This is a genomic window from Sphingomicrobium sp. (genome assembly GCA_036563485.1).
GTDB lineage: Bacteria > Pseudomonadota > Alphaproteobacteria > Sphingomonadales > Sphingomonadaceae > Sphingomicrobium.
Genome location: DATCMI010000001.1, coordinates 446,678 through 469,331 on the forward strand (window position 1 = coordinate 446,678; position 22,654 = coordinate 469,331).

26 protein-coding genes are annotated in these 22,654 nt (G+C 65.8%); 8 read left to right on the forward strand and 18 right to left on the reverse strand.

Annotated features, from left to right (window positions below):
- Nucleotide 1: 1 nt before the first annotated feature.
- Both sucD and mdh read right to left on the reverse strand, forming a co-directional pair.
- A complete protein-coding gene (gene sucD, locus VIL42_02365; GenBank protein HEY8591690.1) occupies nt 2-889 on the reverse strand; it encodes a succinate--CoA ligase subunit alpha in 888 nt (295 codons plus the stop codon).
- Complete coding sequence (mdh, locus tag VIL42_02370) at nt 886-1,848, reverse strand: malate dehydrogenase (protein HEY8591691.1); 963 nt, start codon at nt 1,846-1,848, stop codon at nt 886-888. The genes sucD and mdh overlap by 4 nt, the downstream gene beginning before the upstream one ends.
- A 185-nt stretch (nt 1,849-2,033) precedes the next feature.
- Here mdh and VIL42_02375 point away from each other — a divergent pair, with 185 nt between their 5' ends.
- The 4 genes from VIL42_02375 to zapE all read left to right on the forward strand — a co-directional run bounded on the left by VIL42_02375 (nt 2,034) and on the right by zapE (nt 4,977).
- Nucleotides 2,034-2,492 (forward strand): hypothetical protein, encoded by a 459-nt coding sequence (locus VIL42_02375; GenBank protein ID HEY8591692.1) that lies wholly within the window; start codon nt 2,034-2,036, stop codon nt 2,490-2,492.
- 102 nt (nt 2,493-2,594) lie between these two features.
- A complete protein-coding gene (locus tag VIL42_02380; GenBank protein HEY8591693.1) occupies nt 2,595-3,371 on the forward strand; it encodes a succinate dehydrogenase iron-sulfur subunit in 777 nt (258 codons plus the stop codon).
- Nucleotides 3,368-3,871, forward strand: coding sequence for a PaaI family thioesterase (locus VIL42_02385; protein ID HEY8591694.1), 504 nt, complete (start codon nt 3,368-3,370; stop codon nt 3,869-3,871). The genes VIL42_02380 and VIL42_02385 overlap by 4 nt, the downstream gene beginning before the upstream one ends.
- Nucleotides 3,868-4,977, forward strand: a complete 1,110-nt coding sequence (gene zapE, locus VIL42_02390; protein ID HEY8591695.1) for a cell division protein ZapE — start codon at nt 3,868-3,870, stop codon at nt 4,975-4,977. Before VIL42_02385 ends, zapE begins: the two co-directional genes overlap by 4 nt.
- On the opposite strand, the gene VIL42_02395 is transcribed toward zapE, so the two are convergent.
- On the reverse strand, nt 4,974-5,441 hold the full coding sequence (locus VIL42_02395; GenBank protein HEY8591696.1) for a peroxiredoxin: 468 nt from the start codon (nt 5,439-5,441) through the stop codon (nt 4,974-4,976). The genes zapE and VIL42_02395 overlap by 4 nt on opposite strands.
- Before the next feature lies 1 nt (nt 5,442).
- The gene (locus tag VIL42_02400) at nt 5,443-8,127 is read right to left on the reverse strand and encodes a bifunctional [glutamine synthetase] adenylyltransferase/[glutamine synthetase]-adenylyl-L-tyrosine phosphorylase (protein ID HEY8591697.1); all 2,685 of its coding nucleotides are present in this window, start codon (nt 8,125-8,127) and stop codon (nt 5,443-5,445) included.
- Nucleotides 8,128-8,208: 81 nt separating this feature from the next.
- Between VIL42_02400 and VIL42_02405 the strand changes: the two genes are divergently transcribed.
- Nucleotides 8,209-8,391: a hypothetical protein gene (locus VIL42_02405; GenBank protein ID HEY8591698.1), complete on the forward strand. Its 183-nt coding sequence runs from the start codon at nt 8,209-8,211 to the stop codon at nt 8,389-8,391.
- Between the two features lie 17 nt (nt 8,392-8,408).
- On the opposite strand, the gene VIL42_02410 is transcribed toward VIL42_02405, so the two are convergent.
- The 3 genes from VIL42_02410 to VIL42_02420 form a co-directional block, all read right to left on the reverse strand.
- Nucleotides 8,409-9,059 carry a sigma-70 family RNA polymerase sigma factor gene (locus VIL42_02410; protein HEY8591699.1) on the reverse strand — a complete coding sequence of 217 codons (651 nt, stop codon included), beginning with the start codon at nt 9,057-9,059 and terminating at the stop codon, nt 8,409-8,411.
- A 67-nt stretch (nt 9,060-9,126) separates the two neighbouring features.
- Nucleotides 9,127-9,249, reverse strand: a complete 123-nt coding sequence (locus VIL42_02415) for a hypothetical protein (protein HEY8591700.1) — start codon at nt 9,247-9,249, stop codon at nt 9,127-9,129.
- A gap of 104 nt (nt 9,250-9,353) precedes the next feature.
- The gene (locus VIL42_02420; GenBank protein HEY8591701.1) at nt 9,354-10,154 is read right to left on the reverse strand and encodes a response regulator; all 801 of its coding nucleotides are present in this window, start codon (nt 10,152-10,154) and stop codon (nt 9,354-9,356) included.
- Nucleotides 10,155-10,468: 314 nt separating this feature from the next.
- Between VIL42_02420 and VIL42_02425 the strand changes: the two genes are divergently transcribed.
- On the forward strand, nt 10,469-10,672 hold the full coding sequence (locus tag VIL42_02425; protein ID HEY8591702.1) for a NepR family anti-sigma factor: 204 nt from the start codon (nt 10,469-10,471) through the stop codon (nt 10,670-10,672).
- Nucleotides 10,673-10,690: 18 nt separating this feature from the next.
- Nucleotides 10,691-12,220, forward strand: a complete 1,530-nt coding sequence (locus tag VIL42_02430) for a histidine kinase dimerization/phosphoacceptor domain -containing protein (GenBank protein ID HEY8591703.1) — start codon at nt 10,691-10,693, stop codon at nt 12,218-12,220.
- 136 nt (nt 12,221-12,356) lie between these two features.
- Here the strand turns inward: VIL42_02430 and tatC are convergent, their stop codons facing one another.
- From tatC to argS, 8 genes are all read right to left on the reverse strand, one after another.
- Nucleotides 12,357-13,196 carry a twin-arginine translocase subunit TatC gene (tatC, locus tag VIL42_02435; GenBank protein HEY8591704.1) on the reverse strand — a complete coding sequence of 280 codons (840 nt, stop codon included), beginning with the start codon at nt 13,194-13,196 and terminating at the stop codon, nt 12,357-12,359.
- On the reverse strand, nt 13,193-13,555 hold the full coding sequence (gene tatB, locus VIL42_02440) for a Sec-independent protein translocase protein TatB (GenBank protein ID HEY8591705.1): 363 nt from the start codon (nt 13,553-13,555) through the stop codon (nt 13,193-13,195). Before tatB ends, tatC begins: the two co-directional genes overlap by 4 nt.
- Before the next feature lie 18 nt (nt 13,556-13,573).
- On the reverse strand, nt 13,574-13,849 hold the full coding sequence (tatA, locus tag VIL42_02445; protein ID HEY8591706.1) for a twin-arginine translocase TatA/TatE family subunit: 276 nt from the start codon (nt 13,847-13,849) through the stop codon (nt 13,574-13,576).
- Nucleotides 13,850-14,048: 199 nt separating this feature from the next.
- The gene (scpB, locus tag VIL42_02450) at nt 14,049-14,630 is read right to left on the reverse strand and encodes an SMC-Scp complex subunit ScpB (GenBank protein ID HEY8591707.1); all 582 of its coding nucleotides are present in this window, start codon (nt 14,628-14,630) and stop codon (nt 14,049-14,051) included.
- The gene (locus VIL42_02455; protein ID HEY8591708.1) at nt 14,630-15,385 is read right to left on the reverse strand and encodes a ScpA family protein; all 756 of its coding nucleotides are present in this window, start codon (nt 15,383-15,385) and stop codon (nt 14,630-14,632) included. Before VIL42_02455 ends, scpB begins: the two co-directional genes overlap by 1 nt.
- 62 nt (nt 15,386-15,447) lie before the next feature.
- The gene (gene nagZ, locus VIL42_02460) at nt 15,448-16,458 is read right to left on the reverse strand and encodes a beta-N-acetylhexosaminidase (protein HEY8591709.1); all 1,011 of its coding nucleotides are present in this window, start codon (nt 16,456-16,458) and stop codon (nt 15,448-15,450) included.
- Nucleotides 16,458-17,120 carry an SPOR domain-containing protein gene (locus VIL42_02465; protein ID HEY8591710.1) on the reverse strand — a complete coding sequence of 221 codons (663 nt, stop codon included), beginning with the start codon at nt 17,118-17,120 and terminating at the stop codon, nt 16,458-16,460. Before VIL42_02465 ends, nagZ begins: the two co-directional genes overlap by 1 nt.
- A 2-nt stretch (nt 17,121-17,122) precedes the next feature.
- A complete protein-coding gene (argS, locus tag VIL42_02470; protein HEY8591711.1) occupies nt 17,123-18,856 on the reverse strand; it encodes an arginine--tRNA ligase in 1,734 nt (577 codons plus the stop codon).
- A 103-nt stretch (nt 18,857-18,959) separates the two neighbouring features.
- Between argS and VIL42_02475 the strand changes: the two genes are divergently transcribed.
- Nucleotides 18,960-19,484 carry a DUF922 domain-containing protein gene (locus tag VIL42_02475; protein ID HEY8591712.1) on the forward strand — a complete coding sequence of 175 codons (525 nt, stop codon included), beginning with the start codon at nt 18,960-18,962 and terminating at the stop codon, nt 19,482-19,484.
- On the opposite strand, the gene VIL42_02480 is transcribed toward VIL42_02475, so the two are convergent.
- From VIL42_02480 to VIL42_02490, 3 genes are read right to left on the reverse strand one after another with little or no spacing between them, the layout of a single operon-like run.
- Nucleotides 19,481-20,143, reverse strand: a complete 663-nt coding sequence (locus VIL42_02480; protein ID HEY8591713.1) for an NAD-dependent dehydratase — start codon at nt 20,141-20,143, stop codon at nt 19,481-19,483. The genes VIL42_02475 and VIL42_02480 overlap by 4 nt on opposite strands.
- Nucleotides 20,143-21,306, reverse strand: coding sequence for a deoxyguanosinetriphosphate triphosphohydrolase (locus VIL42_02485; protein ID HEY8591714.1), 1,164 nt, complete (start codon nt 21,304-21,306; stop codon nt 20,143-20,145). Before VIL42_02485 ends, VIL42_02480 begins: the two co-directional genes overlap by 1 nt.
- Nucleotides 21,303-22,598: an SPOR domain-containing protein gene (locus VIL42_02490; protein ID HEY8591715.1), complete on the reverse strand. Its 1,296-nt coding sequence runs from the start codon at nt 22,596-22,598 to the stop codon at nt 21,303-21,305. The genes VIL42_02485 and VIL42_02490 overlap by 4 nt, the downstream gene beginning before the upstream one ends.
- Nucleotides 22,599-22,654: the final 56 nt, after the last annotated feature.

The window sequence follows — 22,654 nt, forward strand, 5'->3', positions numbered from 1 at the left end:
TTTACGCTGTTGCCAGCAACTCCTTGAGCGTGGTGCCGAGCTCAGATGGGCTCGGGGACACTGTGATTCCAGCCGCTTCCATCGCCGCGATCTTGCTTTCGGCGTCACCCTTGCCGCCCGAGACGATGGCGCCGGCATGGCCCATGCGGCGCCCAGGAGGCGCGGTTCGGCCGGCGATGAAGCCGACGGTCGGCTTCCTGCGGCCGCGCTTCGCCTCGTCGGCGAGGAACTGCGCGGCTTCCTCTTCGGCGCTGCCGCCGATCTCGCCGATCATGATGATCGACCTTGTCTCGTCGTCCGCCAGGAACATCTCGAGGATGTCGATGAACTCGGTGCCCTTCACCGGATCGCCGCCAATACCGACGGCGGTGGTCTGTCCAAGGCCCTCGTTCGACGTCTGGAAGACCGCTTCATAGGTCAGTGTACCGGAGCGGCTGACGACGCCGACGCTGCCCTTCTTGAAGATGTTGCCGGGCATGATGCCGATCTTGCACTCCTCAGGCGTCAGAACGCCGGGGCAGTTCGGCCCGATCAGCCGCGACTTGGAGCCCGAGAGAGCGCGCTTGACCTTCACCATGTCGAGCACCGGAATGCCTTCGGTGATGGCGACGATCAGCGGCACTTCGGCGTCGATTGCCTCAAGGATCGAATCCGCGGCGAACGGCGGCGGAACGTAGATGACCGAAGCGTCGGCCCCGGTCTTCTCCACCGCCTCGTGGACCGTGTTGAACACCGGCAGGCCCAGGTGCGTCGTTCCGCCCTTTCCGGGTGTCACGCCGCCGACCATCTGCGTGCCATAGGCGAGCGCCTGCTCGGTATGGAAGGTGCCTGTCTCGCCGGTCATCCCTTGCGTGATGACCTTGGTGTTGCGGTTGACGAGAATGCTCATGCGAGGCTGCCGTCGATCTGCTTGCAGGCTTCAAGCAGTTCCTTGACCGCGTCGACGCTGACCTGGAAGTTCTGCTTGGCTTCGTCGTCGAGCGCGATCTCGACTACTTCCTCGACACCGTTGGCGCCGATGACGGTCGGCACGCCGACGTAGAGGCCGTCGAGGCCATATTTGCCCTCGACATAGACGGCGCAGGGCAGGATGCGCTTCTGGTCACGAAGATAGGCTTCGGCCATCGCAATCGCGCTGGTCGCCGGTGCGTAAAAGGCCGAGCCGGTCTTGAGCAGGCCGACGATCTCGCCGCCGCCGCCGCGGGTACGCTTGACGATCTCGTCGATCTTTTCCTTCGACGACTTGCCCATCTTCACCAGGTCGTCGACCGGGATGCCGCTGACAGTGGTGTAGCTGGTAACCGGGACCATCGTGTCCCCGTGGCCGCCGAGCACGAACGCGTTGACGTCGCGAACGCTGACGTCGAACTCTTCGGCGAGGAAGGTCGCGAAGCGAGCGCTGTCGAGGACGCCGGCCATGCCCACGACCTTGTTGTGCGGAAGGCCGGAGAATTCGCGGAGCGCCCACACCATCGCGTCGAGCGGGTTGGTGATGCAGATGACGAAGGCGTCGGGGGCGTGCTGCTTGATGCCTTCGCCGACCGTCTTCATCACCTTCAGGTTGATGCCGAGCAGGTCGTCGCGGCTCATGCCCGGCTTGCGCGGCACACCGGCGGTGACGATGATCACGTCGGCACCGGCGATATCGGCATAGTCGTTAGTGCCAGTGAGCTTGGCGTCGAAGCCGTCGACCGGGCCGCACTGGCTGATATCGAGCGCCTTGCCCTGCGGAATGCCCTCGGCAATGTCGAACAGGACGATGTCGCCGAGCTCCCGCATCGCGGCGAGGTGAGCAAGGGTTCCGCCGATCATTCCGGCGCCAATCAACGCAATCTTCCGACGAGCCATTTGCGGTCAGCTTCCTTGTGCAAATTTCTGAGGCCGCGCCGAGGACCGGCGCTGGATTGGCGGCGCTCTAGACCCCTCAGCCGTGGGGTTCAACCGCCCGCCCCGCCGCGGCGTTCCGCAACTGCGGCGCGGCTGAACCGTTACAGCGCCGACGCGCCCCTGAGCGCACACACAGGAGAGACGACATGAAGAAGCTGGTGTTGATGGCCGGCGCCGCGCTGATGGTCTCGGCAGCTCCGGCACTCGCCAAGCCTCCGCACACGGGCGGCAACGGCAAGCATGCGCAGATGAAGCATGGCAGCTACAAGGCGATGAAAAGCGGCAAGAGCAGCCGCGGCCTTATCACGACCGATCGCTACGGCCGCCTCTACGCGCTCGACGCGCGCGGCAGCTGCCCGCCGGGCCTTGCGAAGAAGAACAACGGCTGCATGCCGCCGGGCCAGGCCAAGAAGATGTACAACGTCGGGCAGCGGTACAACCGCAACTTCGGGACAATGTGGAACTACGACCAGATCCCCGATTACCTGCGCAACCAGTACACCTTCGATCCGTATGACCGTTATTATTACGGCAACGGCTACCTATATCAGGTGGACCCGAAGACCCTGCTGGTCCAGCAGGTCATCAGCGCGCTGCTTCGCTAAGCCGCTCCTGGTGATCGAAAAAAGGCCGTTCGGCAGGTGCCGGGCGGCCTTTTCTTCTGCGCTTGCCGCGTGCTAGCGGCGCTGCAGTCCAAGGAGTTTCTCGTGGCGGAATTCACGCTTCCCAAGAACAGCAAGATCACCAAGGGCCGCGACTATAAGGCGGAAAGCGGCAAGCGCCTGAAGACGTTCAAGATCTACCGCTACGATCCCGACAGCGGCGCCAATCCGCGCTACGACAAATATACGATCGACCTCGACAAGACTGGGCCGATGGTCCTCGACGCGCTGATCCGCATCAAGAACGAGATCGACCCGACCCTGACCTTTCGCCGCTCCTGCCGCGAAGGGATTTGCGGGTCCTGTTCGATGAACATGGACGGCCGCAACGGCCTGGCCTGCACGACGGCGATCGAGGACCTGAAGGGCGAGGTGCGGATCACGCCGCTGCCGCACATGGAAGTCGTCAAGGACCTCGTGCCCGACCTGACCCACATGTACGCTCAATATGCGTCCATCCAGCCGTGGCTGAAGACGGCGTCGCCGGCGCCGTCGCGCGAGCGGCTTCAGTCGCCCGACGACCGCGCGCAGCTCGACGGGCTTTACGAGTGCATCCTGTGCTTCTGCTGCTCGACCAGCTGCCCAAGCTATTGGTGGAATGCCGACCGTTTCCTCGGTCCGGCGATCCTCCTCCAGGCCTATCGCTTCCTGGCCGACAGCCGCGACGAAGCCACAGGCGAGCGGCTCGACCAGCTCGAGGATCCGTATCGCCTGTACCGCTGCCACACGATCATGAACTGCGCGAACGTGTGCCCCAAGGGCTTGAACCCGGCAAAGGCGATCGCGGAGACTAAAAAGCTCATCGCCGAACGGGTCGGGTGAGCGACGCTCCAGCCGGCAACCCGGGCTCGGCCGATGCAGCGGGGGTTCCGGTCGGCGCGAAGCCGGACGCGGACAACCCCGGCTGGTTCAGTTGGGGCGACTTCCCGCGCGGAAGCTTTGCCGCGGCGACCGGGCGGCTGCTGTTCAAGCCCGACGGGCCGAGCCGCGCGATCTGCCGCATGTTCCCGACCGAGCAGCACATGAACATGGGCGGCTCGCTGCATGGCGGGTCGGTGATGAGCTTCATCGACATGTCGATGTTCGCCGGCGGGCTGTGCGCCGGCATGTCGCCCGGGCACTTCGTCACGCTCGACCTGACGACGCATTTCCTTGCCCGTGGGAAGCCCGGCACCCCGCTTGATGCTCATGTCGAGTTGGTGCGCGAAACGCGCGGCCACTCCTTCCTGCAAGGCGTCGTCAGGCAGGATGGCGAAGCCTGCTACAGCTTCAGCGGCACATTGAAGCGCGTCAGCCCGCGGCCGACCCGTACGGACGCATGACGGGCCCGGTCCGGGCTGCCTATGATCAGCTCGTCGCTGCGCGCGAACTGAAGCGCGATCCGGCCCAGGAGCGCGCGGTTGTGGCGCTCGACCAACTAGCCGCGAGCTTCGAGCAAAAGCGTGGGTTGCTCGCGCGGCTGCGCGGCAAGCCCAGCAAGGGTCCCGCTGGCGCGTACCTGTGGGGCGGCGTTGGGCGCGGCAAATCCATGCTGATGGACCTTGCGTTCGAGCATATCGCCGCCGAGCCGAAGCGCCGCGTCCACTTTCATGCATTCATGCTGGAAACGCATGCGCGGCTAAGGGTGGCGCGCGAACGGCACGAAGGCGACCCGATCGAACCGGTCGCCGAGGAGATAGCAGCCGGCGCGAGGCTGCTGTGCTTCGACGAGATGCAGGTCACCAATCCGGCCGATGCGATGATCCTGTCGCGGCTGTTCGGGAAGTTGCTCGACCATGGGGTGAAGGTCGTCACGACGTCGAACCGGCCGCCGCAGGACCTGTACAAGGGCGGCCTCAACCGCGAGCTGTTCCTGCCCTTCATCGGCCTCATCGAGCAACGCATGCTGCTCGTCGCGGTGGACGGGCCGACAGATTACCGGCTCGAGCGCCTCAGCGGGGTACACGTATGGCATGTGCCGAACGGGCCTCAGGCCACCGCGGCTTTGAGCCAGGCGTTCTTCCAGCTGACCGACTATCCGGTCGAGGACCGCGCCAAGGTGCCGGCTGAAGATATCGATCTCGGCGGCGGCCGCACGCTTCACGTGCCGAAGAGCCTGAAGGGCGTCGCCGTCTTCTCATTCAAGCGGCTGTGCGGCGAAGCCCGCGGCGCGGCTGATTATCTGGCGGTCGCCCGACGTTACCACACGGTCATTCTGGTAGGGATCCCGGTGATGGGAGCCGACATGCGCAACGAAGCCGCGCGCTTCGTGACACTGATCGACGCGCTGTACGAACATAAGGTCAAGCTGCTCGCGTCGGCGGATGCGGAGCCGTCCGGGCTCTACCCTTCAGGGGACGGCAGCTTCGAATTCCAGCGCACCGTCAGCCGCCTCGAGGAAATGCGAAGCGCCGATTACCTCGCGGAAGGGCACGGCGCCCCCGGCTAAGCGGACGCGCTTTCCCTTGCGACTTCGAGCACCTCTTGTGCGTGCTTCGGGACCTTCACCTTGCGCCATGCCTTGAGCACTCGGCCGTCGGCGCCGATCAGGAAGGTCGCGCGCTCCATGCCCATATATTTGCGGCCGTACATGGATTTTTGGACCCAGGTGCCGAACGCATCGGAGATGGTGCCGTCCTCGTCCGAGGCGAGCGGAACGGTAAGATCGTATTTGGCGATGAACTTATCATGCTTCGTCATGGCGTCGCGGGAGACCCCGACCACCTTGACGCCGGCCTTCGCATAATCGGCGGCAAGCGCAGTGAAGTCCTGCGCTTCGCGCGTGCAGCCGGAGGTGTCGTCCTTGGGATAGAAATAGAGCACGAGCGGCTGGCCCGGCGACGCGAGATCGATGCTGCTGCCGTCGCTTGTCGTCACCGTCAGTGCCGGCGCGCGGTCGCCTTCGTTCACCATCTCAGCCGTTCCTCCTGATGCCGTCCCAGAGTTCCCGGATGCTTTGCCGGGCCGCATCATGCTCGGCAAGCAGCTCATCCCAGCTTGCGACCCCGCAAGCGTCCGCAACGAGCTGCCAAGTGTCGGGAGTCGGCTTCACGTCGCGCGGTGCGACGAGCCGCATCATCACCAGCATTCGCGACAACAACTTTAGCGCATTGACAATATTTGCCTTGACCAAACCTTCAGCGGCAAGCGCCTCGAGCGCGACTTCGAGGCGGGGTGACAGACCGACGTGTTTGGTGAGCTGGAGCACGTGCGTCGCGAACTCGAGGTCGACAAGTCCGCCCGGCCCGAGCTTCACGTCCAGCGGTCCCTGCGCAGGCTTGTGACGCTCCATGTCGGCCCGCATCTTCGCCGCGTCGGCCGCCACCTTTGAATAGTCGCGGGGCATGCAAAGTATCTGTTGGATGACGTCGGATGCCTGCGAGCGCGCCTCAGCGGAGCCGAACACAGGCCGGGCGCGGCAGAGCGCCATATGCTCCCACGTCCAGGCTTCCTCACGCTGGTAGCGTTCGAACGCATCGAGCGACACGCTGAGCATCCCTTGCGAGCCTTGCGGGCGGAGGCGGGTGTCGACCTCGTACAGCGGGCCAGCCGACGTCGCGACGCTCATTGCTGCGGTCACGCGGGTCGCCAGGCGATTGAAGTAATCGTTCGGTCCGAGCGGCTTGCGTCCGTCCGACGACCCGCCCTCCGCCGTATGAAGGTAGATGAGGTCGAGGTCGGAAGCATGCGTCAGCGCGTGCCCGCCAAGCCGGCCGAGCCCGAGCACGACGAGCTCGGCATCCGGGAATGTGCCATGCGCCTGCCGGAATTCGTCGCATGCCAGCTCACCCAATGCGACGAGCGTTCCTTCCGCGACACGGGCATAGCCTTCCGTCACTTCGAGCGGATCGCGGCGGCGGTCGACCAATTGGACACCGAGCGCGAACCTACGTTCGTTGACCAGCCGCCGCGCGCGATCGAGCGCAGCGTCGTAGGGATGGCCGCGCATCGCTTCAGTGATGGCCCCTGCGAACGCCTCCGCGCTGTCTGGCATCGAGAAGCTCGACGCGTCGAACAGGCCCTCGAACAGCTCCGGACGCCGGCCGAGCTGCTCCGCCAGAGCGGGGGCGTGGGCAAGCAGCTTTGCGAGCAGCTGCGCGAGGTCCGGCCGCGCCTGCAGCAGGCGGAAGAGATTGACGCCGCTCGATAGCCTCTCGACGATGTCGCTCAACCGGTTGAGCGCATGATCGGGCTGGGAGCCCGAGGCGACTGCCGACAGCAGTGCCGGGAGCATTGCCTCGAAGGCATCGCGTGCGGCTGGGGAGCGTAGCGAGCGCGCCCTGCCCGATCGCCAGATGGCGACATGGCGGGCGGCGGCCTCCGCATCGGTGAAGCCGATGTCCGACAGCTCGGATTTCAGGATTTCCGGATCGTTGGACAGGAGACCGCGATCGTCCGGCGCGAGGCTGTCGAAGATGCGCCCTGCCCGGTCCACGTGCGGGCGGACGAGGTCGAGCAGCTGGTCGCCGCTATGAAGGCCGTGCAGTTGCGCGACATGATCGAGCGCTGCGTTGTCGGCAGGAAGAAGATGCGTCTGCGCGTCCTCGACCATCTGCACGCGGTGCTCGATGGTGCGCAGGAGCCGGTAGGCGCCGGCAAGCTGCGCTGCCATATCCTCGCCGATGTGTCCGTCGCGGTGCAGCGCCTGGATAGCGTCGAGGGTCGCCGGCTGGCGCAGGCCTGGGTCCCGTCCGCCGTGGATCATCTGCTGGATCTGGATGAAGAACTCGACTTCGCGGATGCCGCCGCGGCCGCGCTTCAAATCATAGCCCGGGCCGATTTGTGCCCCTTGAGCGAAATGGTCGCGAATACGGGCGGAGATCTGCCGGACCTCGTCGATGACTCCAAAGTCGAGCGAGCGGCGCCAGACGAACGGGCGGATCGACTCAAGAAAGCGGTTCCCAAGCGCGATGTCTCCCGCCGCGGCGCGGGCCCGGATGAAAGCGGCGCGCTCCCAGGGCAAAGCGCTCGATTCATAATGCGATATGGCGGCGTCGACGGGCAGCGCAATTGGCGTGACTTCTGGCGAGGGCCGGAGGCGCAAGTCGACCCGCTCGACATAGCCGTCCGCGGTACGTTTCTGCAGGAGCTCAATGATCCGGCGAGCAATGCGCACGGCTGATTCCGCCGGCTCCTCGCGGGGACGGTGCGGCAGGCGCTGGGGATCGAACAGCAGCAGCAGGTCGACGTCCGACGAATAGTTCAGCTCGTGACTGCCGAGCTTGCCCATTGCGATCACCGCGAAGCCCTGCGGCTCGGCGTCGGGCACCCGCTCCGCGATCGCGGCGGCCACGGCCTGGTCGATGGCGTCATCGGCAAAGCACGACAGCAATTCGGTTACTTGCTCCAGCGACAGCTCGCCGCCGAGGTCACCAAGCGCAACTGCCAGGGCGAGCGCCCGACGGCGCTGGCGGAGACGCCGGTCGATCGGCTCTTCTTCGAAACCGCCGAGCGCCAGCCGGGCCGCGGCCATCGCCCCTTCATTCGCGAAGGCCGCTTCGATGTCGGGTCGAGCCGCGAGCGCTTCCCTCAGGAACGGGGAATGATCACGTGCGCGGCGGACCGCATCGGCGCGATCCATGGCGGGAGTGTTGCTCACGTGCGACTCACTGTCGGAATTCGATGTGGGTTGATCGCATCGGCACGCAACTTCCCGCGCTTGTCGCTCGTTGCAACCGCAATGAACCCTCAGCACGCAAATACGAAACTGCCTGAGCTCGATGCGCTCGATCGCAAGATCATCCGCGTCGACGTTCCGCCGTCGCACGCGGGCATCACCGCGGCGCTGCGCCGCGCATTCGAAGCGGCCGCCGCGGAACCCTCAGATGTCGATTTCAACGAACTTCTGCGCAAGCTGAACTAGCCCGCAAGCCGCCGCGCCTATTCGTGCTCGCGGCTGAGGTCGTCCACTTCGCCCATGATCGTCTGAAGCGCCGACTTGTCAGGGTCGGTCTTGTGCTGCCGCCGTGACGGCAGTTTGCCGCTGGACAGCAATTGTTCGAGCGCGACTCGGCCGCGCGCGACGCGGCTCTTGATCGTGCCGACCGCGCAGCCGCAGATTTCCGCCGCTTCTTCATAGGCGAAGCCACCTGCGCCGACGAGGATCAGCGCTTCTCGCTGCGGTTGCGGCAAGTGCATCAGCGCGCGCTGCATGTCGCCGAGTTCGACGTGTCGGTCCTGGCTCGCCGGAGCTGCCAGGATCTTCGCGGCGGTGATGTCGTCCCACTCGCCCTTGAACCGCGCGCGGCGCATCTGGCTGAGGAACAGGTTGCGCAGGATGATGAAGGTCCATGCGCGCATGTTGGTCCCGGCCTGAAAGCGCTTGCGCGCGGCCCACGCCTTGAGCAGCGTTTCTTGCACCAGATCGTCCGCGAGGTCGCGGCTGCCCGACAGCGAGCGCCCGAACGCGCGCAAGTGCGGGATTACCGAAGCGAGCTGATCCTTGAATTCCGGATCTGACAGCGGAACGGGTTCAGCCGAAGCGTCCGGCAACCGTTCCTGATCCTCATCCTCTGCCAAACTGGACCCCACCCTCAACATGCCCCGCGGCTGTGGCCGCGAGCGCTTTGATCACACATGAACCCGATTTGTGACAGGATCAGCTAAGGCCGACGAGCACGATGATCGTGAAGGCGATCACCACCAACGCGACGCCGAAGCCAAGCACATAACGAGTCATGCCCGGAGTCGACCCGGCACGGGCCTCGGTCGTGGTCTCCACCACAGAAGGTTCTACATGCCTTGGGTCTACCATTATGCTCTCGTCACGAAATCACAGTTCCATCGGCCAACGCGCCGACATGAACCGTGTTCCCGAAGGGGACGTCAGGCCGCCGGAACCGTCGCCGCGTCGAAGAACAAGGCCTGGGCGATCGCCGCCTTGACCGTCGAACGCTGGAACGGCTTCGTGATCAGGAAGGTCGGCTCGGGCCGGGTTCCGGTGAGCAGCCGCTCCGGGAAAGCGGTGATGAAGATCACCGGCACCGAGAATTCGGCGAGGATGTCCTTGACGGCATCGATACCGCTTGAATCATCGGCGAGCTGAATGTCGGCGAGAACGAGGCCCGGCGGGTGGCTCCGCGCCTGCGCGACCGCTTCATCACGAGTAACGGCGACGCCGGTAACATTGTGGCCGAGGTCGCGAACGATGGTCTCAATATCCATCGCGATGATCGGCTCGTCCTCGATGATCAGCACGTCGGCGAGCGTCTGCCGCTCGATTTCCTCGAGTGCTTCAGCAACCAGCGAGTCCACGTTCGACGGGCTGACGTCGATCAGATAGCCGGTCTCTTCGGACGAGAAGCCCTCAAGCGAGGTCAGCAATAGCGCCTGGCGCGACAGCGGAGTGATCCGTGAAAGCCGCGCCTGCGCGATTCCTTCGGCGCCGACCGGGCCGCTGGACGGCTCCTCGCCCTCCTCGACATTGGCGGTGGACCAGATTGCGTGGAAAGTACGGTAGAGGCCGAGCCGCGGATCGACATCGCGCGGAAATTCATCCGGCTGTGCGACAATGGCTTCGAGCGTCGCACGGACGAAAGCGTCGCCGTGCGCCTGGCTGCCGGTAAGCGCGCGGGCATAACGGCGCAGGAAGGGCAGGTGCGGGGCGAGTTCCTGACCAAGGGACATAATGTTGAAGTCTCCCTCGAAATGAATTTGCGGCGTCTTTGGCGAGACGCCCGGATTGTTGCAACCCTGGAAGAACTGACTGTGGCGTCGCCGCACCAACCCCCAAGATGTTGCGCATGAAGATTGCGCGGGTGTGGAACCAAGCACGGGCGATTTGGTTTCCGATGCGGTGCCGGTACGTTTCCGTGCTGATTTCAGCGCGGCGACCGGCGCCTTGCGTATCGTAACGGTGCATGTCGGTGGGAAGTCGTTGCACCGCTGAACAAGCTGAGTATGAGCGCGCCGAGAGAACCCGCGCTAGGGGGGACGAGGAGTTGAGTGCCAAAAAGGGAAGCGACACGGAGGGGACCGGCGATTCGAAGCGTCCCAAGAGGTCGAATGCTTCCGGCAATGTTGGTGGACGTGGCGGCGGTAAGCGCGGCGGCGATCTCGGCCGCGCGCTGCGCAGCGTCTATGACGATACGCTGCGCGAGCCGGTTCCTGACGATTTTCTCAGCCTCATCGGAAAGCTCGACTAGCTTCATCCGGGTGCCGGCGTGACGCTGGCCGAACGCTTCAGCCGCTTGCCGACGGCGGGCAAGCTGCTGGTCATGCTGACCGCCGTGCTGCTGCCCATCGGCATTGCGCTCATGTGGATGGGCGAGTCCGGCATCCGCCAAGCGAATGCCGCGCTTAAAGGCCGCGCCGACGACCAGGCGCGGTCCGCCGCCGAAAGCATGCAGGGCCTCATCGCACGCAACGCGCTGTCGCTGCGAATCGCCGCCAATGGGGCACTTGCCGCCGGGACCGCCGGCGCCTGCGAGCGAGCGGCCAACGCGCTGAGCACCGCACCCGGCGTCGCCCATACCTTCGAAATCGAAGACCGGGCCGGCAAGCCGATCTGCTCGGCTGGAACCGTCGGCGAAACCGGCAGCCTGCCCATCGCCGCTTCGGGGTCGATAGGGGTCCGCATTGCTCCGACGTTGGAGGCAGTCGCAGTTCGCGTCGGTGTCCCCGGCGGCATGGCGACCGCGCTGGTCCCGGTGGCGGAGCTGCGCCGATCGGCCCTGGATGCGCCCGGAGCGATCGAGGCGATCGTCCTTCACGACGGCGGGCGCGAGCTGCGCGTCCTTGGTGCTCCAAGCGAGCCGACACCGGCATTGAGGATGTCGGAGTGGAAAATTGGAGGCGACGACTTGTTCGCGCGGATCGGCACTGCCGATACGCAGCTCAGCGCTTATGACCGGTTGATCCTTCTCCTCCCGCTGCTGATGTGGATCGCGGCGGCGGCGGTGACGTGGATGGTAGTCAGCCGCGCCCTCGTGCGGCCGTTAAAGCGGCTGCAACGAGCGGTCCTTAGCTACCAGCCGGGGGAGCCGCTCGACCTGCCGCGCAAGGTTGGGCCTTCGACGGAGATCCAGGAGCTGCGCGACGCGTTCGGCCGTGCCGTCGCGCGCGTCGAAGAATCCGATGCGGAGATGGCCGGTGCTTTGGAAGGCCAGCGGCGCCTGGTCCGCGAAGTCCACCACCGCGTGAAGAACAACCTTCAGGTCGTGGCTTCACTGCTCAACATCCACGGCCGAAGCGCGACCACGCCCGAGGCGCGTTCCGCTTATGCCGGGATCAGCCGCCGCGTGGGTGCGCTCTCGATCGTCCACCGCAACCATTTTGCGGAGATGGAGGAAAGCCGCGGGATCGCGCTTCGGCCGCTGATCACTGAGCTGGCAGCCGAACTGCGCGCTAGCGCGCCGGAGCAGGCGCGGAGCATCACCATCGACCTTGAAGTGGAAAGCGCCAACACGACGCAGGACGTGGCGGTGGCGGTCGCTTTCCTGGTCACGGAAATCGTCGAATATTCCATGCTCAACTGCCCGACCGATCCGATCGAGGTGGCGGTGCGACGCACCAGCGAGCTGACGGCGCGGCTGACGATTGCAAGCGCGGTGCTGGTACCGGACGAGGAAGGCAGCGCAGACAAGGTGCAGTTCGAACGAATCGTCGGTGGCCTTGCCCGCCAGCTGCGCTCCCCCCTTGAGCGAAAGCTTGGGCGCTACAGCGTCGATCTGCCGGTCTTCCCGCGCGAATAGGTGCGAGCGCCAGCATCGTTACGGCAGCACCGAAAAAAGATTCGAAAAAGCGCGTTTTTGGTCGGAACTGATTTCGAAGAGAGCGCGTTATGCTGTTCGGATAGTGACCTTTTGCCCCCCCGCTCTCGCTATCCGCTTAAATGGGCCCAGAACCGCCAACCCTCCCCCCCCCCGGTGGCGCTTCTGGGCCCTCTTCTTTTTCAGGCACATCGACGTTCACTGAGGCGCGGCCCGCTTTGCGCGATGCGCGCCAGTGGGTGAGGCGAATGGCGAGGATCGCAAACTCGTACAGGCCGTAGAGCGGCACCATCATCATCAGCATCGAGACGGCGTCTGGCGGCGTCAGCACCGCCGCCACCGCCGCTGAGCCGACGATCGCGTAGCGCCGAGACTTTGCGAGCTGCTGGCGAGTTACGACTCCTGCACGCTCCAAAATCATGAGCAGGACCGGAAGCAGGAAGGCGGCGCCGAAGCCGAACAGGAAGCGGGTGACGAAGGTCAGGTAGTTGCCGACGCCGGGCAGCGCCTCCTGCGTGACCCCGCCGACTTCCCCCTGATAACCGAGCAGGAAGTGCAAGGCCCAAGGCATGGCTACGAAATAAGCGAAGCTCGCACCCGCCCCGAAGAACAACGGGGTCATCAACAGGAACGGCAGGAAGGCCTTTTTCTCACGGGCGTAGAGGCCTGGAGCGATGAACCGCCACATCTGCGTAGCGATCACCGGGAAAGCGATCATCAGCGCGGCGAACAGCGCGACCTTCACCTCGACGAAGAAGGCTTCGAAGATGTCGGTGTAGATGAGGCGGCCCTGCCCTGCCGCCAGCAGCGGCTGCACCAGCACGGAAAAGATGTCGCGCGCGAAATAGAGACAGACGAAGAAAGCGAGCGCGACCGCCGAGACCGACCAAAGCAAGCGCCGCCGCAGCTCGATCAGATGCTCGAGCAGCGGCTGTTTGGTGTCGTCTATATCCCTCACGGCAGCGGCCGCTGCTCGGGGGGCAGCTCGTCGCCTGGCTGGCTCTCGTCGAGCGGTAGCATCGGCTCGTTCACTTGCGGCGGCATCTCGTCGGGCGTGCCGGGTTCCGGATAATGCGCGTTCTGCGGGTGAAGGCGCATGATGCGCTCATTCTCCTCGCGCCACTTCTTCTCCATTTCCTCGAGTTCCGCCTCGCGGATCATATTCTCGATCCCGGCCGTGAAATGGCGCGCGGTGCCGCGGATCCGGCCGACCCAATAGCCGATCGTGCGCATGACCTTCGGCAGGTCCTTGGGGCCGATGAAGATCAGCGCCAGGACGGCGACAATGACGAACTCGGTGGAATCAACGCCGAACATGGCGCTGCCTTAGACGGATCAGCGGCGCTCGTCGTCCCGTCGCGGCGCGACACCTTCCTCCCGCCGCGCGCTGACGTCGATCGGGTCCTGGTCGCGGGCGAGGCGCGGTGGATCGTTGCGGCGCTCGTCCTCGTAGCGGCGGCGCTTTTCTTCTTCCTCGTCGCCCATGCCTTCCTTGAAGCTTTTCAGCCCCTTGCCGAGCTCGCCCATGACGCCGGAGATGCGTCCGGCGCCGAAGAGCAGCAGGACGATGACAAGGATGATGATCCAGTGACTGATACCGCCGAGACCCATGTGAAGCTCCTTCGCCGGGCTATCTAGGGCTCAGGCTCCTGACCGGCAATGGTCGGGATCGGCCGGAGAAGCCCGCTGACGAGGAGCGTAGCGCAGCCGCGTAGCTGACGCTACGCGCAAGCAAGCGACGCTGTTCAGCGGGCTTCTCCGGCCGACCGCGAAGCGGCGGGCGGACTAAGCCGCAGGCGGGCGTTAGCGGTCAGGAGCCTGAGCCCTCACCCTCCTCGTCGTCGCTTTCCAGTTGGAGCTGAAGGACCGCGTCGTCGAATGGGTCGAGAAGCCCCGCAGCCTTCAAGTCGTCGATGCCGGGCAGGTCACGGCGCGAGCCGAGGCCGAAGTGGGTCAGGAATTCCTTGGTGGTGGCATAAAGCAGCGGCCGTCCCGGCCCCTCGCGCCGACCGGCCGGGCGAACCCAGCCGGCGTCCATCAGCACGTCGAGCGTGCCCTTCGAGATCTGGACGCCACGGATCGCCTCGATTTCGGCGCGGCTGACCGGCTCATGATAAGCAACGATCGCCAGCGTCTCCGTCGCTGCCCGGGATAGCCGCCGCGGCTCCTCCCGAGTCCGACGCAGCAGGTGCGCGAGATCAGGCGCAGTCTGGAAGTGCCAGCGCCCGCCGCGCTCGACGAGCTCGACGCCGCGGCCTTCGTACAGGCCCGCGAGCTGGCCAAGCGCGGTCTTCACATCCCCCTCGCCGACATGCTCGGCGATCTCGTCGACGGTCAGCGGCTCGGCTGAAGCGAAGAGCGTCGCTTCGATCGCACGCACCAGATCGTCCATCAGGCCGCCACCTTGAGCTTGATCGGCGCGAACGCCTCCTCCTGCGCGATCTCGAGCCGGCCGCGCTTGGCGAGCTCGAGCGCTGCGAGGAAGCTCGAGGCCAGCGCGGAGCGGCGGAACTGCGGGTCGGCGCTCGGCGGAAGGAAGCTTTCAAGGAACGTCCATTCGACTGCCATGCCGATCATGCGCCCGACCCGCTCAATGGCTTCGTCGAGCGTCATCACGGCGCGGGCATGGACGATGTGCATCGCCGGAGCGGTGCGGGCGCGCACGGCGCCGTACGCCGCAAAGAGGTCGAAGTCGCGGACCTGCCAGGCGGCCTTGCGAACGAGCCTCAACCCCTCCGGCGCGCCGCGGACGAACACGTCGCGGCCGACGCGGTCGCGGCCGAGCAGCCGCGCGCCGGCTTCCCGCATGGCGTCGAGCCGCTGCAGCCGCATCTGCAGGCGCGCGGCGATTTCCTCGGGGCTTGGGTCCTGTTCCGGATCCTTCGGCAGCAGCAGGCAGGATTTGAGATAAGCGAGCCACGCCGCCATCACGAGATAATCGGCGGCAATCTCCAGCTTCAGGGCGCGCGCTTGGGCGAGATATTCGAGATATTGCTCGACCAGCTGCAGGATCGAAATCTGCGCGAGATCGACCTTCTGCGCACGAGCGAGGTTGAGCAAAAGGTCGAGCGGCCCTTCCCAGCCGTCGAGGGCCAGCGTCAACTCGTCCGACTGGCGGATCGGGCGCTCGTCGAAGTCCTCTTCCACAACGAGGAGACTACCATGTTTAGTGGCGTTGCGAAGCGCGCCACACACTCTGTTGTGGATAATTAGGCTTGGGCGAGCAAAGTGTCGCGCGTCGCGACCGCCTCCGCGAACTCGGCACCGTCCACCAGCACGCCGCCGACGCTTTCCATGGCCCGCGCAAGCCGAGCCATTCCGGCTTCACTTAGCTCCGGCAGGACCTCGGCAATGGCCATATTGTCCTCCAGCACGCCATTGCACGGAAGCGCGGCGTCGCACCCAGCGGCGACGCAAGCGGCGGCGCGCTCTGCCGGCGTTCCGCTGAGCGCATTCATGTTGCTGTCGTCGCTCATGAGGAAGCCGTCGAAACCGATCCGGTCGCGGATGATACTCTCGATGACGGTCGGCGACTGGCTCGCCGGCAGCTCGGCGTCCCATTCGGTGTAAACGACGTGCGCGACCATCGCCATGGGCGCGGATGCGAGCCGCTCGAAAGGCTCGAGGTCGATGGCGAGCTCCTCGGCGCTGGCCGTGACGATCGGCAGTTCGTGGTGGCTGTCGACCAAAGCGCGGCCATGACCCGGAATATGCTTGATGATCCCGACGACGCCCGCCGAGGCGAGGCCGTCGAGCGTAGCCCGGCCAAGCGCCGCCACCTGCATGGGATCGGAGCCGAGGGCGCGGTCGCCGATGATGTCGCTTGCGCCAGGCTGCCGCACGTCGAGCAGCGGAAGCGCATCGACGTTGACGCCGGCCGAACGCAGCATCAGCCCGATTGCGCGCGCATTCGCCCGCACCGCCTCGATCGCCGACGACGGTGCCGCCTGGTAGAGGTCCGCGAAGCGCTCCCCAGGGGGAAATTCGGGCCAGGCGGGCGGGCGCATCCGGGCGACGCGGCCGCCTTCCTGGTCGATCAGGATCGGCACATCATCCCGCCCCGACAGCTCGCGCAGCGAATCGGTGAGGCGGAGCATCTGCTCCTGGCTTTCGCAATTGCGGCGAAACAGGATGAAGCCAGCGGGATCGCAGTCGCGGAAGAAGGCGCGTTCGTCGTCGGTCAGCGCCGTTCCGGCAAAGCCATAGATCGCCGCCTGCATTATTGGGCGACGAAGCAGTTTTCGCCGGCAGCCTTGAGCGTGGCGCAGACCTGCCTGGCGTCGCCCGGCGAACCCGCGCCCGCGCGCAAGCGGATGCCGCCGGGGAACGGCACGATCATCTTGTTGAGCGCAGCGACGGTCGGGAAGCGCGAGGACAATGCCGTCCAGGCGCGCTCCGCCTGCGCCCGATTTGCGAAGGCGCCGAGCTGGACCACGCTTCCGGTGCCGCCGGTGGCCGTTAGGGCTGGCTTTTCCTCGACGCCAGGCTTCTTCGTCTCGTTGGCGGGAAGCGTTTTCGGCTCTTCCTTCGGCTGAACCTGGGTGCCGGCCGGAAGCTTGCTGGTATCCAGCTGGGCGTCGGGATCATGGCCGGCGCTTGTTTCGAACGCCGTCTGGCTGTCGCCGCTGATGTCGAGCCCGCCGGGGTTCGGGGGTTTGACCTTGTAAGGTGTCGCCGGTGCCCGGATCAGTTCCGGGGCGCCGCTGACCGGTGCGTCGCGGCGCCCGATCCAGAAGAAAGCCGCGGCGATGATCGCGACGGCGAGCAGGACGACTGCCAGTGCGGCGAGCATCTTGCGCGCCGAGAGGCCGCGCTGCTCGTCCTCGTCGTCGACCGGCTGCAGCCATGGCAGCTGTTCGTCATAGGCACGGGCGTCGCTCATCCTCAGCGCATCTCCTCGGCGGCCGCCACCCCCATCAGCGCGAGCCCGCTCCTCACGATTTGCCCGACGCCTTCGGCCAATTCCAGCCGCGCCCGCGAAAGTTGTGGATTGTTCTCAAGGAGGAAGCGGCGTTCCGGATCGTCGTTGCCGCGGTTCCACAGCGCGTGGAATTCGGCCGCGAGGTCGTACAGGTAGAAGGCGATGCGGTGCGGCTCGTGAGCCATGGCCGCGCCTTCGAGAACGCGCGGATATTGGGCGGCGCGCTTGACCAGCGCCAGCTCTTCCTCGCCCAGCAGCGACAGGTCGGCGGCTTCGGCCAGGCTCACCCCAGCGTCCGCGGCCTTGCGCTTCAGCGAGCTGATCCGCGCATGGGCGTACTGGACATAGAATACGGGATTGTCCTTCGACGCCTCGACGACCTTGGCGAAGTCGAAGTCGAGCGGCGTGTCGGCGCGCTTGGTCAGCATCATGAAGCGAACAACGTCCTTGCCGACCTCGTTCACGACATCGGCGAGCGTGACGAAATCGCCCGCGCGCTTGCTCATCTTGAACGGTTCGCCGTTGCGGAACAGGCGGACCATGTTGACCAGCTTGACGTCGAGATCGACCTTGCCGTCCGTCAGCGCCTTCACGGCCGACTGGACGCGCTTGACCGTCCCGGCATGGTCGGCGCCCCAGATGTTGACGAGGTGGTCGGCGTTCTGGGCCTTCTGCAGGTGGTAGGCAGCGTCGGCACCGAAATAGGTCCAGCTTCCGTCCGACTTCTTCATCGGCCGGTCCTGGTCGTCGCCGAACTGGGTCGAGCGGAACAGGGTCAGCTCAACCGGCTCCCACTCCTCGTGCGGGTCGATGCTTTTCGGGCGCTCCAGCGTGCCCTGGTAGACGAGCCCTTTTTCGCGCAGCAGCTCCATCGCGCGGTCGACGGCGCCCGACCGCTGCACTTCGGCTTCCGACGCGAAGATGTCGTGGTGGATGCCGAGAAGCGCGAGATCGTGGCGGATGAGGTCGAGCATCGCCTTGATCGCGGCGTCGCGGAACACCGGCAGCCACGTCTCCTCGGACGCCCCTACATGTTCGCTGCCATGTTCCGCTGCGAGCAGCACCGCGACGGGCTTCAAATAATCGCCGGGGTAGAGCCCTTCCGGGATGTCGCCAATGTCTTCGCCAAGAGCTTCGCGATAGCGAAGGTGCAGCGAGCGGGCGAGGATATCGACCTGGCCGCCCGCGTCGTTGACATAATATTCCTTAGTGACGCGGAACCCCGCCGCCTCGAGGATCCGGGCAAGGCTGTCGCCCACGACGGCCCCGCGGCAGTGGCCCATGTGCAGCGGGCCGGTCGGATTGGCCGAGACATATTCGACGTTCACCCGCTCGTTCGCCCCGGCCTTGGAGAGACCATATGCCTCCCCTTGGCTCAGGATCGTGCGAAGTTCGTCGCGCCAGGCATCGGGGTTCAGGCGAATATTGATGAAGCCTGGACCGGCGACTTCGACCGACGTCACCGGCGGGAGCGCCTCGAGCTTCGGCTTGATCGCTTCGGCAAGCGCGCGCGGATTGGTCTTCGCCGCCTTGGCGAGCACCATCGCCGCATTGGTCGCGAGATCGCCATGAGCAGCGTCGCGCGGCGGCTCAACCGTTACGTTCTTGCGGTCGAGATCGGCCGGCAGCGTGCCATCCGTCACGAGGTCATTCAGCACGCCGTCAAGGAGCGCGGCATATTGGGCATAGAGGCTCATAGGAGGGCGCGGCTCTAGCGCAGCCGTTTCCGCTCGTCACGCCTGCTTGCCGCCCGAGCGGCGTTCAGCCTAAAGGCGCACCGATTCCAAGGAGATAGTGTACATGCTCAACGTCATCATCGCGATTGCCGCCGCTGCGACCATGCAGGCAGCACCTTCGGCGACACCGCGAACCCTCGAAACGATCGCTGGCGTAGAGATCCACCGCTTCGACGTGGCGGGCCAGACTGCCAAGGCCGTCGAGGCTGAACTCAAGAAGGTGAAAAAGGGGCAGCCGGAGACGCTCGGCCGCTTGTTCACGTGGAATGCGAAGATCGGCCTGCGCAATGCGACCGAGGGGACGGTATGCACCGTCGATACCGCTACGGCGACGCTCGACGCTGACGTCTATCTGCCGCGCCTGACCGAAGAAGCGAAACTGCCGAAGGCGGACCTCGACGAATGGAAGGCCTATGAAGCGAAGATCACTCGCGATGCCACCGACAACCTGACGTTCGTCGCCGATCGTCTGCCTGCGATCGAACGGTCGCTGGTCGGAAAGCCGTGCGACCAGGCGGCCACGATCTGGAACGCCGGGGTCAAGGCGCTGATCGCCGAGCAGCAGGCGTTCGCGAAGACCCGCCGCTAAGCGCCGCTTGCTGAGCCGCCGCTGGCAAGGCGGCGGAGATCGCGGTTGTGATGGATGAAGGTGCCGGCCGCCGGTGCGCCGACCAAGGCGCGCATGGCGGCTGCCACCACACTCGCATCGATCGCCGCGAAACGATCGTAGCGACCGCGCAGGAACAGGTTGGCCACCGGGCTGATCAGGATTCCCAGCCGCTCGCCAGGCCTCCGGTCGTTGCCTCGCGGCCCGCGAAGCAGGCCTGGGCGGACGATGTCCAGCCTTTCGAAGCCTAGCTGCGTTAGGTCCGCTTCGACCCGCCCCTTGAGCGCGAGATATTCATTTGAAGACCCGGCGTCGGCACCGACCGACGACACGACGATCATCTGCCGTGCACCCGCGCTTTTCGCGGCCTTTGCGAAGTCCAGGACGGCCACGCGGTCGACCTGTTCGAAGGCCGACCACGATCCCGCTTTCCGCCAGGTCGTCCCGAGCGCGGATATTGCGACATGTAGCCGTTCGTCCGCGAGCAAGCCGGGCCACTGCGGCGCCGGTGCAATCTTCTCCGCAACAGCAAAGCCGGAAGGGCGGCGCGAGAGCAACAGGAGCTGCTTAGGCTCCAGCAGCGGGACTAGCCGCGATCCGATCAGGCCGGTGGCGCCGATCATCGCGACCCGCACGGCCATCAGAAACGGTCCGCTGGCAAATTCACCGGGCCGACGATCTGCTCATGCCGGGCGATTGCGAACCTGTCGGTCATACCGGCGATGAAATCCCCGATCGTCCGCAGCCGCTGGACCTCGTCCCGGCCCCGCTGCCAATCGGGGGGGAGCAGCGAGGGGTCGTCGATGTACGCGCGCGCCAAGGCGGCAACGACGCGTTCGGCCTCCCGCCGCACCGGGGCAAGCTGCGCCAGCCCGTAAAGGCGCTCGTAGAGAAAGCGCTTCAGCTCGCGCTCCTCGGCTGCGAGCGGCTCGGAAAAGCCGACGAGCTGGCGCCCGGCGGCTCGAACCTCTTCGATGGTCTCGACGCCGGAATCCCGGACGCGCCGTTCCGTCTCGGCAAGCACGTCGCCGACCATGATCCCGATCATATCGCGCACCAGCGCTCGCTGATGCTTGTCGACCGGGATGCCGGGGTGCCGCTGCGCAATCGCATCCCACAACCGGCGGATGATCGGCAGCTCGATCAATTCGTCGAGCTGCAGCAGCCCGGCGCGCAAGCCGTCGTCGATGTCGTGATTGTCGTAGGCGATGTCGTCGGCGATGGCCGCGACCTGTGCCTCGAGCGACGGCCAGCTGCCGAGTTCCAAGTCCCAAGCGGCATCCGCTTCAGCCACGGCCCAGGTGGGGGCGAGGACGGGGCCATTATGCTTGGCGAGACCTTCGAGCGCTTCCCAGCTGAGGTTCAGCCCGTCGAAGTCCGGATATGGGTTCTCGAGGCGCGTCACGATGCGGATCGTATGGGCATTATGGTCGAACCCGCCCGCCAGGACGAGAGCCGCATCCAACGCATCCTCCCCGGCATGGCCGAACGGCGGATGGCCGAGGTCGTGCGCAAGGCACAGAGCCTCAGTCAGGTCTTCGTTGAGGCCGAGAGCGCGCGCAATTGTGCGACCAATCTGGGCGACTTCGATGCTGTGCGTCAGCCGGACGCGATAGTGATCGCCGTCCGGCGCGACGAAGACCTGCGTCTTATGTCGGAGGCGGCGGAACGCTACCGAATGGATGATCCGGTCCCGGTCTCGCTGGAACGCATCGCGCGGCCCACGCGGGCCGGAGCCGTCTTCTGGATGGAGGCGGCCGCGCGACCTTTGCGGGTCGGCCGCCAGCGCTGACGCAAGTTTCATTGCGTAGCGAGTGGCACAAACCTGTCGGAAGCGGAATTGGTCCAGTTGGATGCGCTGACGCCGAGCGAGCGAAGATCCTCGGCGAGGATCCGGGCGTCGGATGGGCCGCGGAAGGGCCCAATGACGAGCCTGGCGCCGTCAGCGCCTTGCGCCAGATAGCCCGGGATGCCCTCCAGCACTTCGCCGTTGCGCGACTTCAGCTGCGCAAAGCGGCGCGACAGCGCGGTCGGGTCGCCGCCGCTGGCGAGCTGGAGCCAGATCTTGGGCGACGGATAGGTCGTGCCGGCACTCGCCGACGTCGAAACAGGCCGGGCAGGCAGCGAGTAGGAAACCTGCATGGGTGCTGCGTGCGCCTGGTACTGCGGCTGGACCTGCGCTTGCTGCGGCTGAGGCTGATATTGCGGCTGCACTTCAGCGCGCTGCGGCGCCGGAGCGCGGAGCAGCGCGTCAATACCGGCGAGGCGGTCGCTGGTGACGCTCTCGCTTACTGCCATGGTCGACGGCAGCGACGGCGCCGACGCGAACGCCGCACTCCCGGCATCGGGAAAAATGCCGAGGTTAACGGCGGCGGCCTTCTGGCCTGCCGCGAGTGCCGGCAACCGCTGCAAAAATGGCGCGACTTGCGACCAGCTGCCGGGCATGGCGGAGTCGATGGCGCGCATCGCCGCCTGCGTATCGCCGCTCAGTGCGAGCACAAAGGCGCGGACGCGCGCGGAGCTTGCATCGCCCTTGGTCGCCAGCGGCGCGATCGCGTCTAGCGCGCCGGCCTTGTCCCCGCTGATCGCGAGGCTGAGCGCCAGACGGCGGCGGCATTCATCAGCGTCGGCGCCCTTGAGACCAGCGCGATAGTCGGCTTGCGCCTGCGCCTGCTGGCCCAACATGTCGAACGCCAGGCCGCGGGCGCAGCCGAACATGGCCTGCGTGGCGCCAAGCTGCTGGGCGCGACCGAAATAAGGCATGGCGCCGACAGCATTGCCATTGGCAACCGACACCGCGCCCATTCCCACGTGCGGGAGCGGGCTGCGCGGATTGACCTCGTCGGCACGCGCGAAAAAGCCGGCAGCCGCCTGTGTGTCGCCAAGCTCGAGCGCGGCGCGCCCCGCGCCAACGAGTGACTGGAAGTCCCTGGAATCGTGAGTCAGCGCCCGCACGTAGCGCGCAAGCGCCGCGGCCGCAGTTTCATCATAGGGTGAGTAGCTGGCCGCAGCCGCGGGCACGGCCACGACAGCCGCGAGCCCGCCGGCGCACAGCGCCAGCGCTCCAATAGAACGAATGTGCAGCAATCCCCGCATCTGCTCTCCCCTTGGCGCAGAGAATCTTGCGCGAACCTTTCTGGCTAGAGCACTTA

Bases quoted from the DNA above. Each gene is read 5' to 3' on its own strand.
- VIL42_02485 (HEY8591714.1), bottom strand. From the start codon at position 21,306: ATGAAACTTGCGTCAGCGCTGGCGGCCGACCCGCAAAGGTCGCGCGGC.
- VIL42_02395 (HEY8591696.1), bottom strand. From the start codon at position 5,441: ATGGTGAACGAAGGCGACCGCGCGCCGGCACTGACGGTGACGACAAGC.
- VIL42_02490 (HEY8591715.1), bottom strand. From the start codon at position 22,598: ATGCGGGGATTGCTGCACATTCGTTCTATTGGAGCGCTGGCGCTGTGC.
- VIL42_02375 (HEY8591692.1), top strand. From the start codon at position 2,034: ATGAAGAAGCTGGTGTTGATGGCCGGCGCCGCGCTGATGGTCTCGGCA.
- VIL42_02405 (HEY8591698.1), top strand. From the start codon at position 8,209: ATGAACCCTCAGCACGCAAATACGAAACTGCCTGAGCTCGATGCGCTC.
- VIL42_02420 (HEY8591701.1), bottom strand. From the start codon at position 10,154: ATGTCCCTTGGTCAGGAACTCGCCCCGCACCTGCCCTTCCTGCGCCGT.
- tatA (HEY8591706.1), bottom strand. From the start codon at position 13,849: ATGGGTCTCGGCGGTATCAGTCACTGGATCATCATCCTTGTCATCGTC.
- nagZ (HEY8591709.1), bottom strand. From the start codon at position 16,458: ATGCAGGCGGCGATCTATGGCTTTGCCGGAACGGCGCTGACCGACGAC.
- VIL42_02465 (HEY8591710.1), bottom strand. From the start codon at position 17,120: ATGAGCGACGCCCGTGCCTATGACGAACAGCTGCCATGGCTGCAGCCG.
- zapE (HEY8591695.1), top strand. From the start codon at position 3,868: ATGACGGGCCCGGTCCGGGCTGCCTATGATCAGCTCGTCGCTGCGCGC.
- sucD (HEY8591690.1), bottom strand. From the start codon at position 889: ATGAGCATTCTCGTCAACCGCAACACCAAGGTCATCACGCAAGGGATG.
- scpB (HEY8591707.1), bottom strand. From the start codon at position 14,630: ATGGACGATCTGGTGCGTGCGATCGAAGCGACGCTCTTCGCTTCAGCC.
- argS (HEY8591711.1), bottom strand. From the start codon at position 18,856: ATGAGCCTCTATGCCCAATATGCCGCGCTCCTTGACGGCGTGCTGAAT.
- VIL42_02475 (HEY8591712.1), top strand. From the start codon at position 18,960: ATGCTCAACGTCATCATCGCGATTGCCGCCGCTGCGACCATGCAGGCA.
- mdh (HEY8591691.1), bottom strand. From the start codon at position 1,848: ATGGCTCGTCGGAAGATTGCGTTGATTGGCGCCGGAATGATCGGCGGA.
- VIL42_02480 (HEY8591713.1), bottom strand. From the start codon at position 20,143: ATGGCCGTGCGGGTCGCGATGATCGGCGCCACCGGCCTGATCGGATCG.
- tatB (HEY8591705.1), bottom strand. From the start codon at position 13,555: ATGTTCGGCGTTGATTCCACCGAGTTCGTCATTGTCGCCGTCCTGGCG.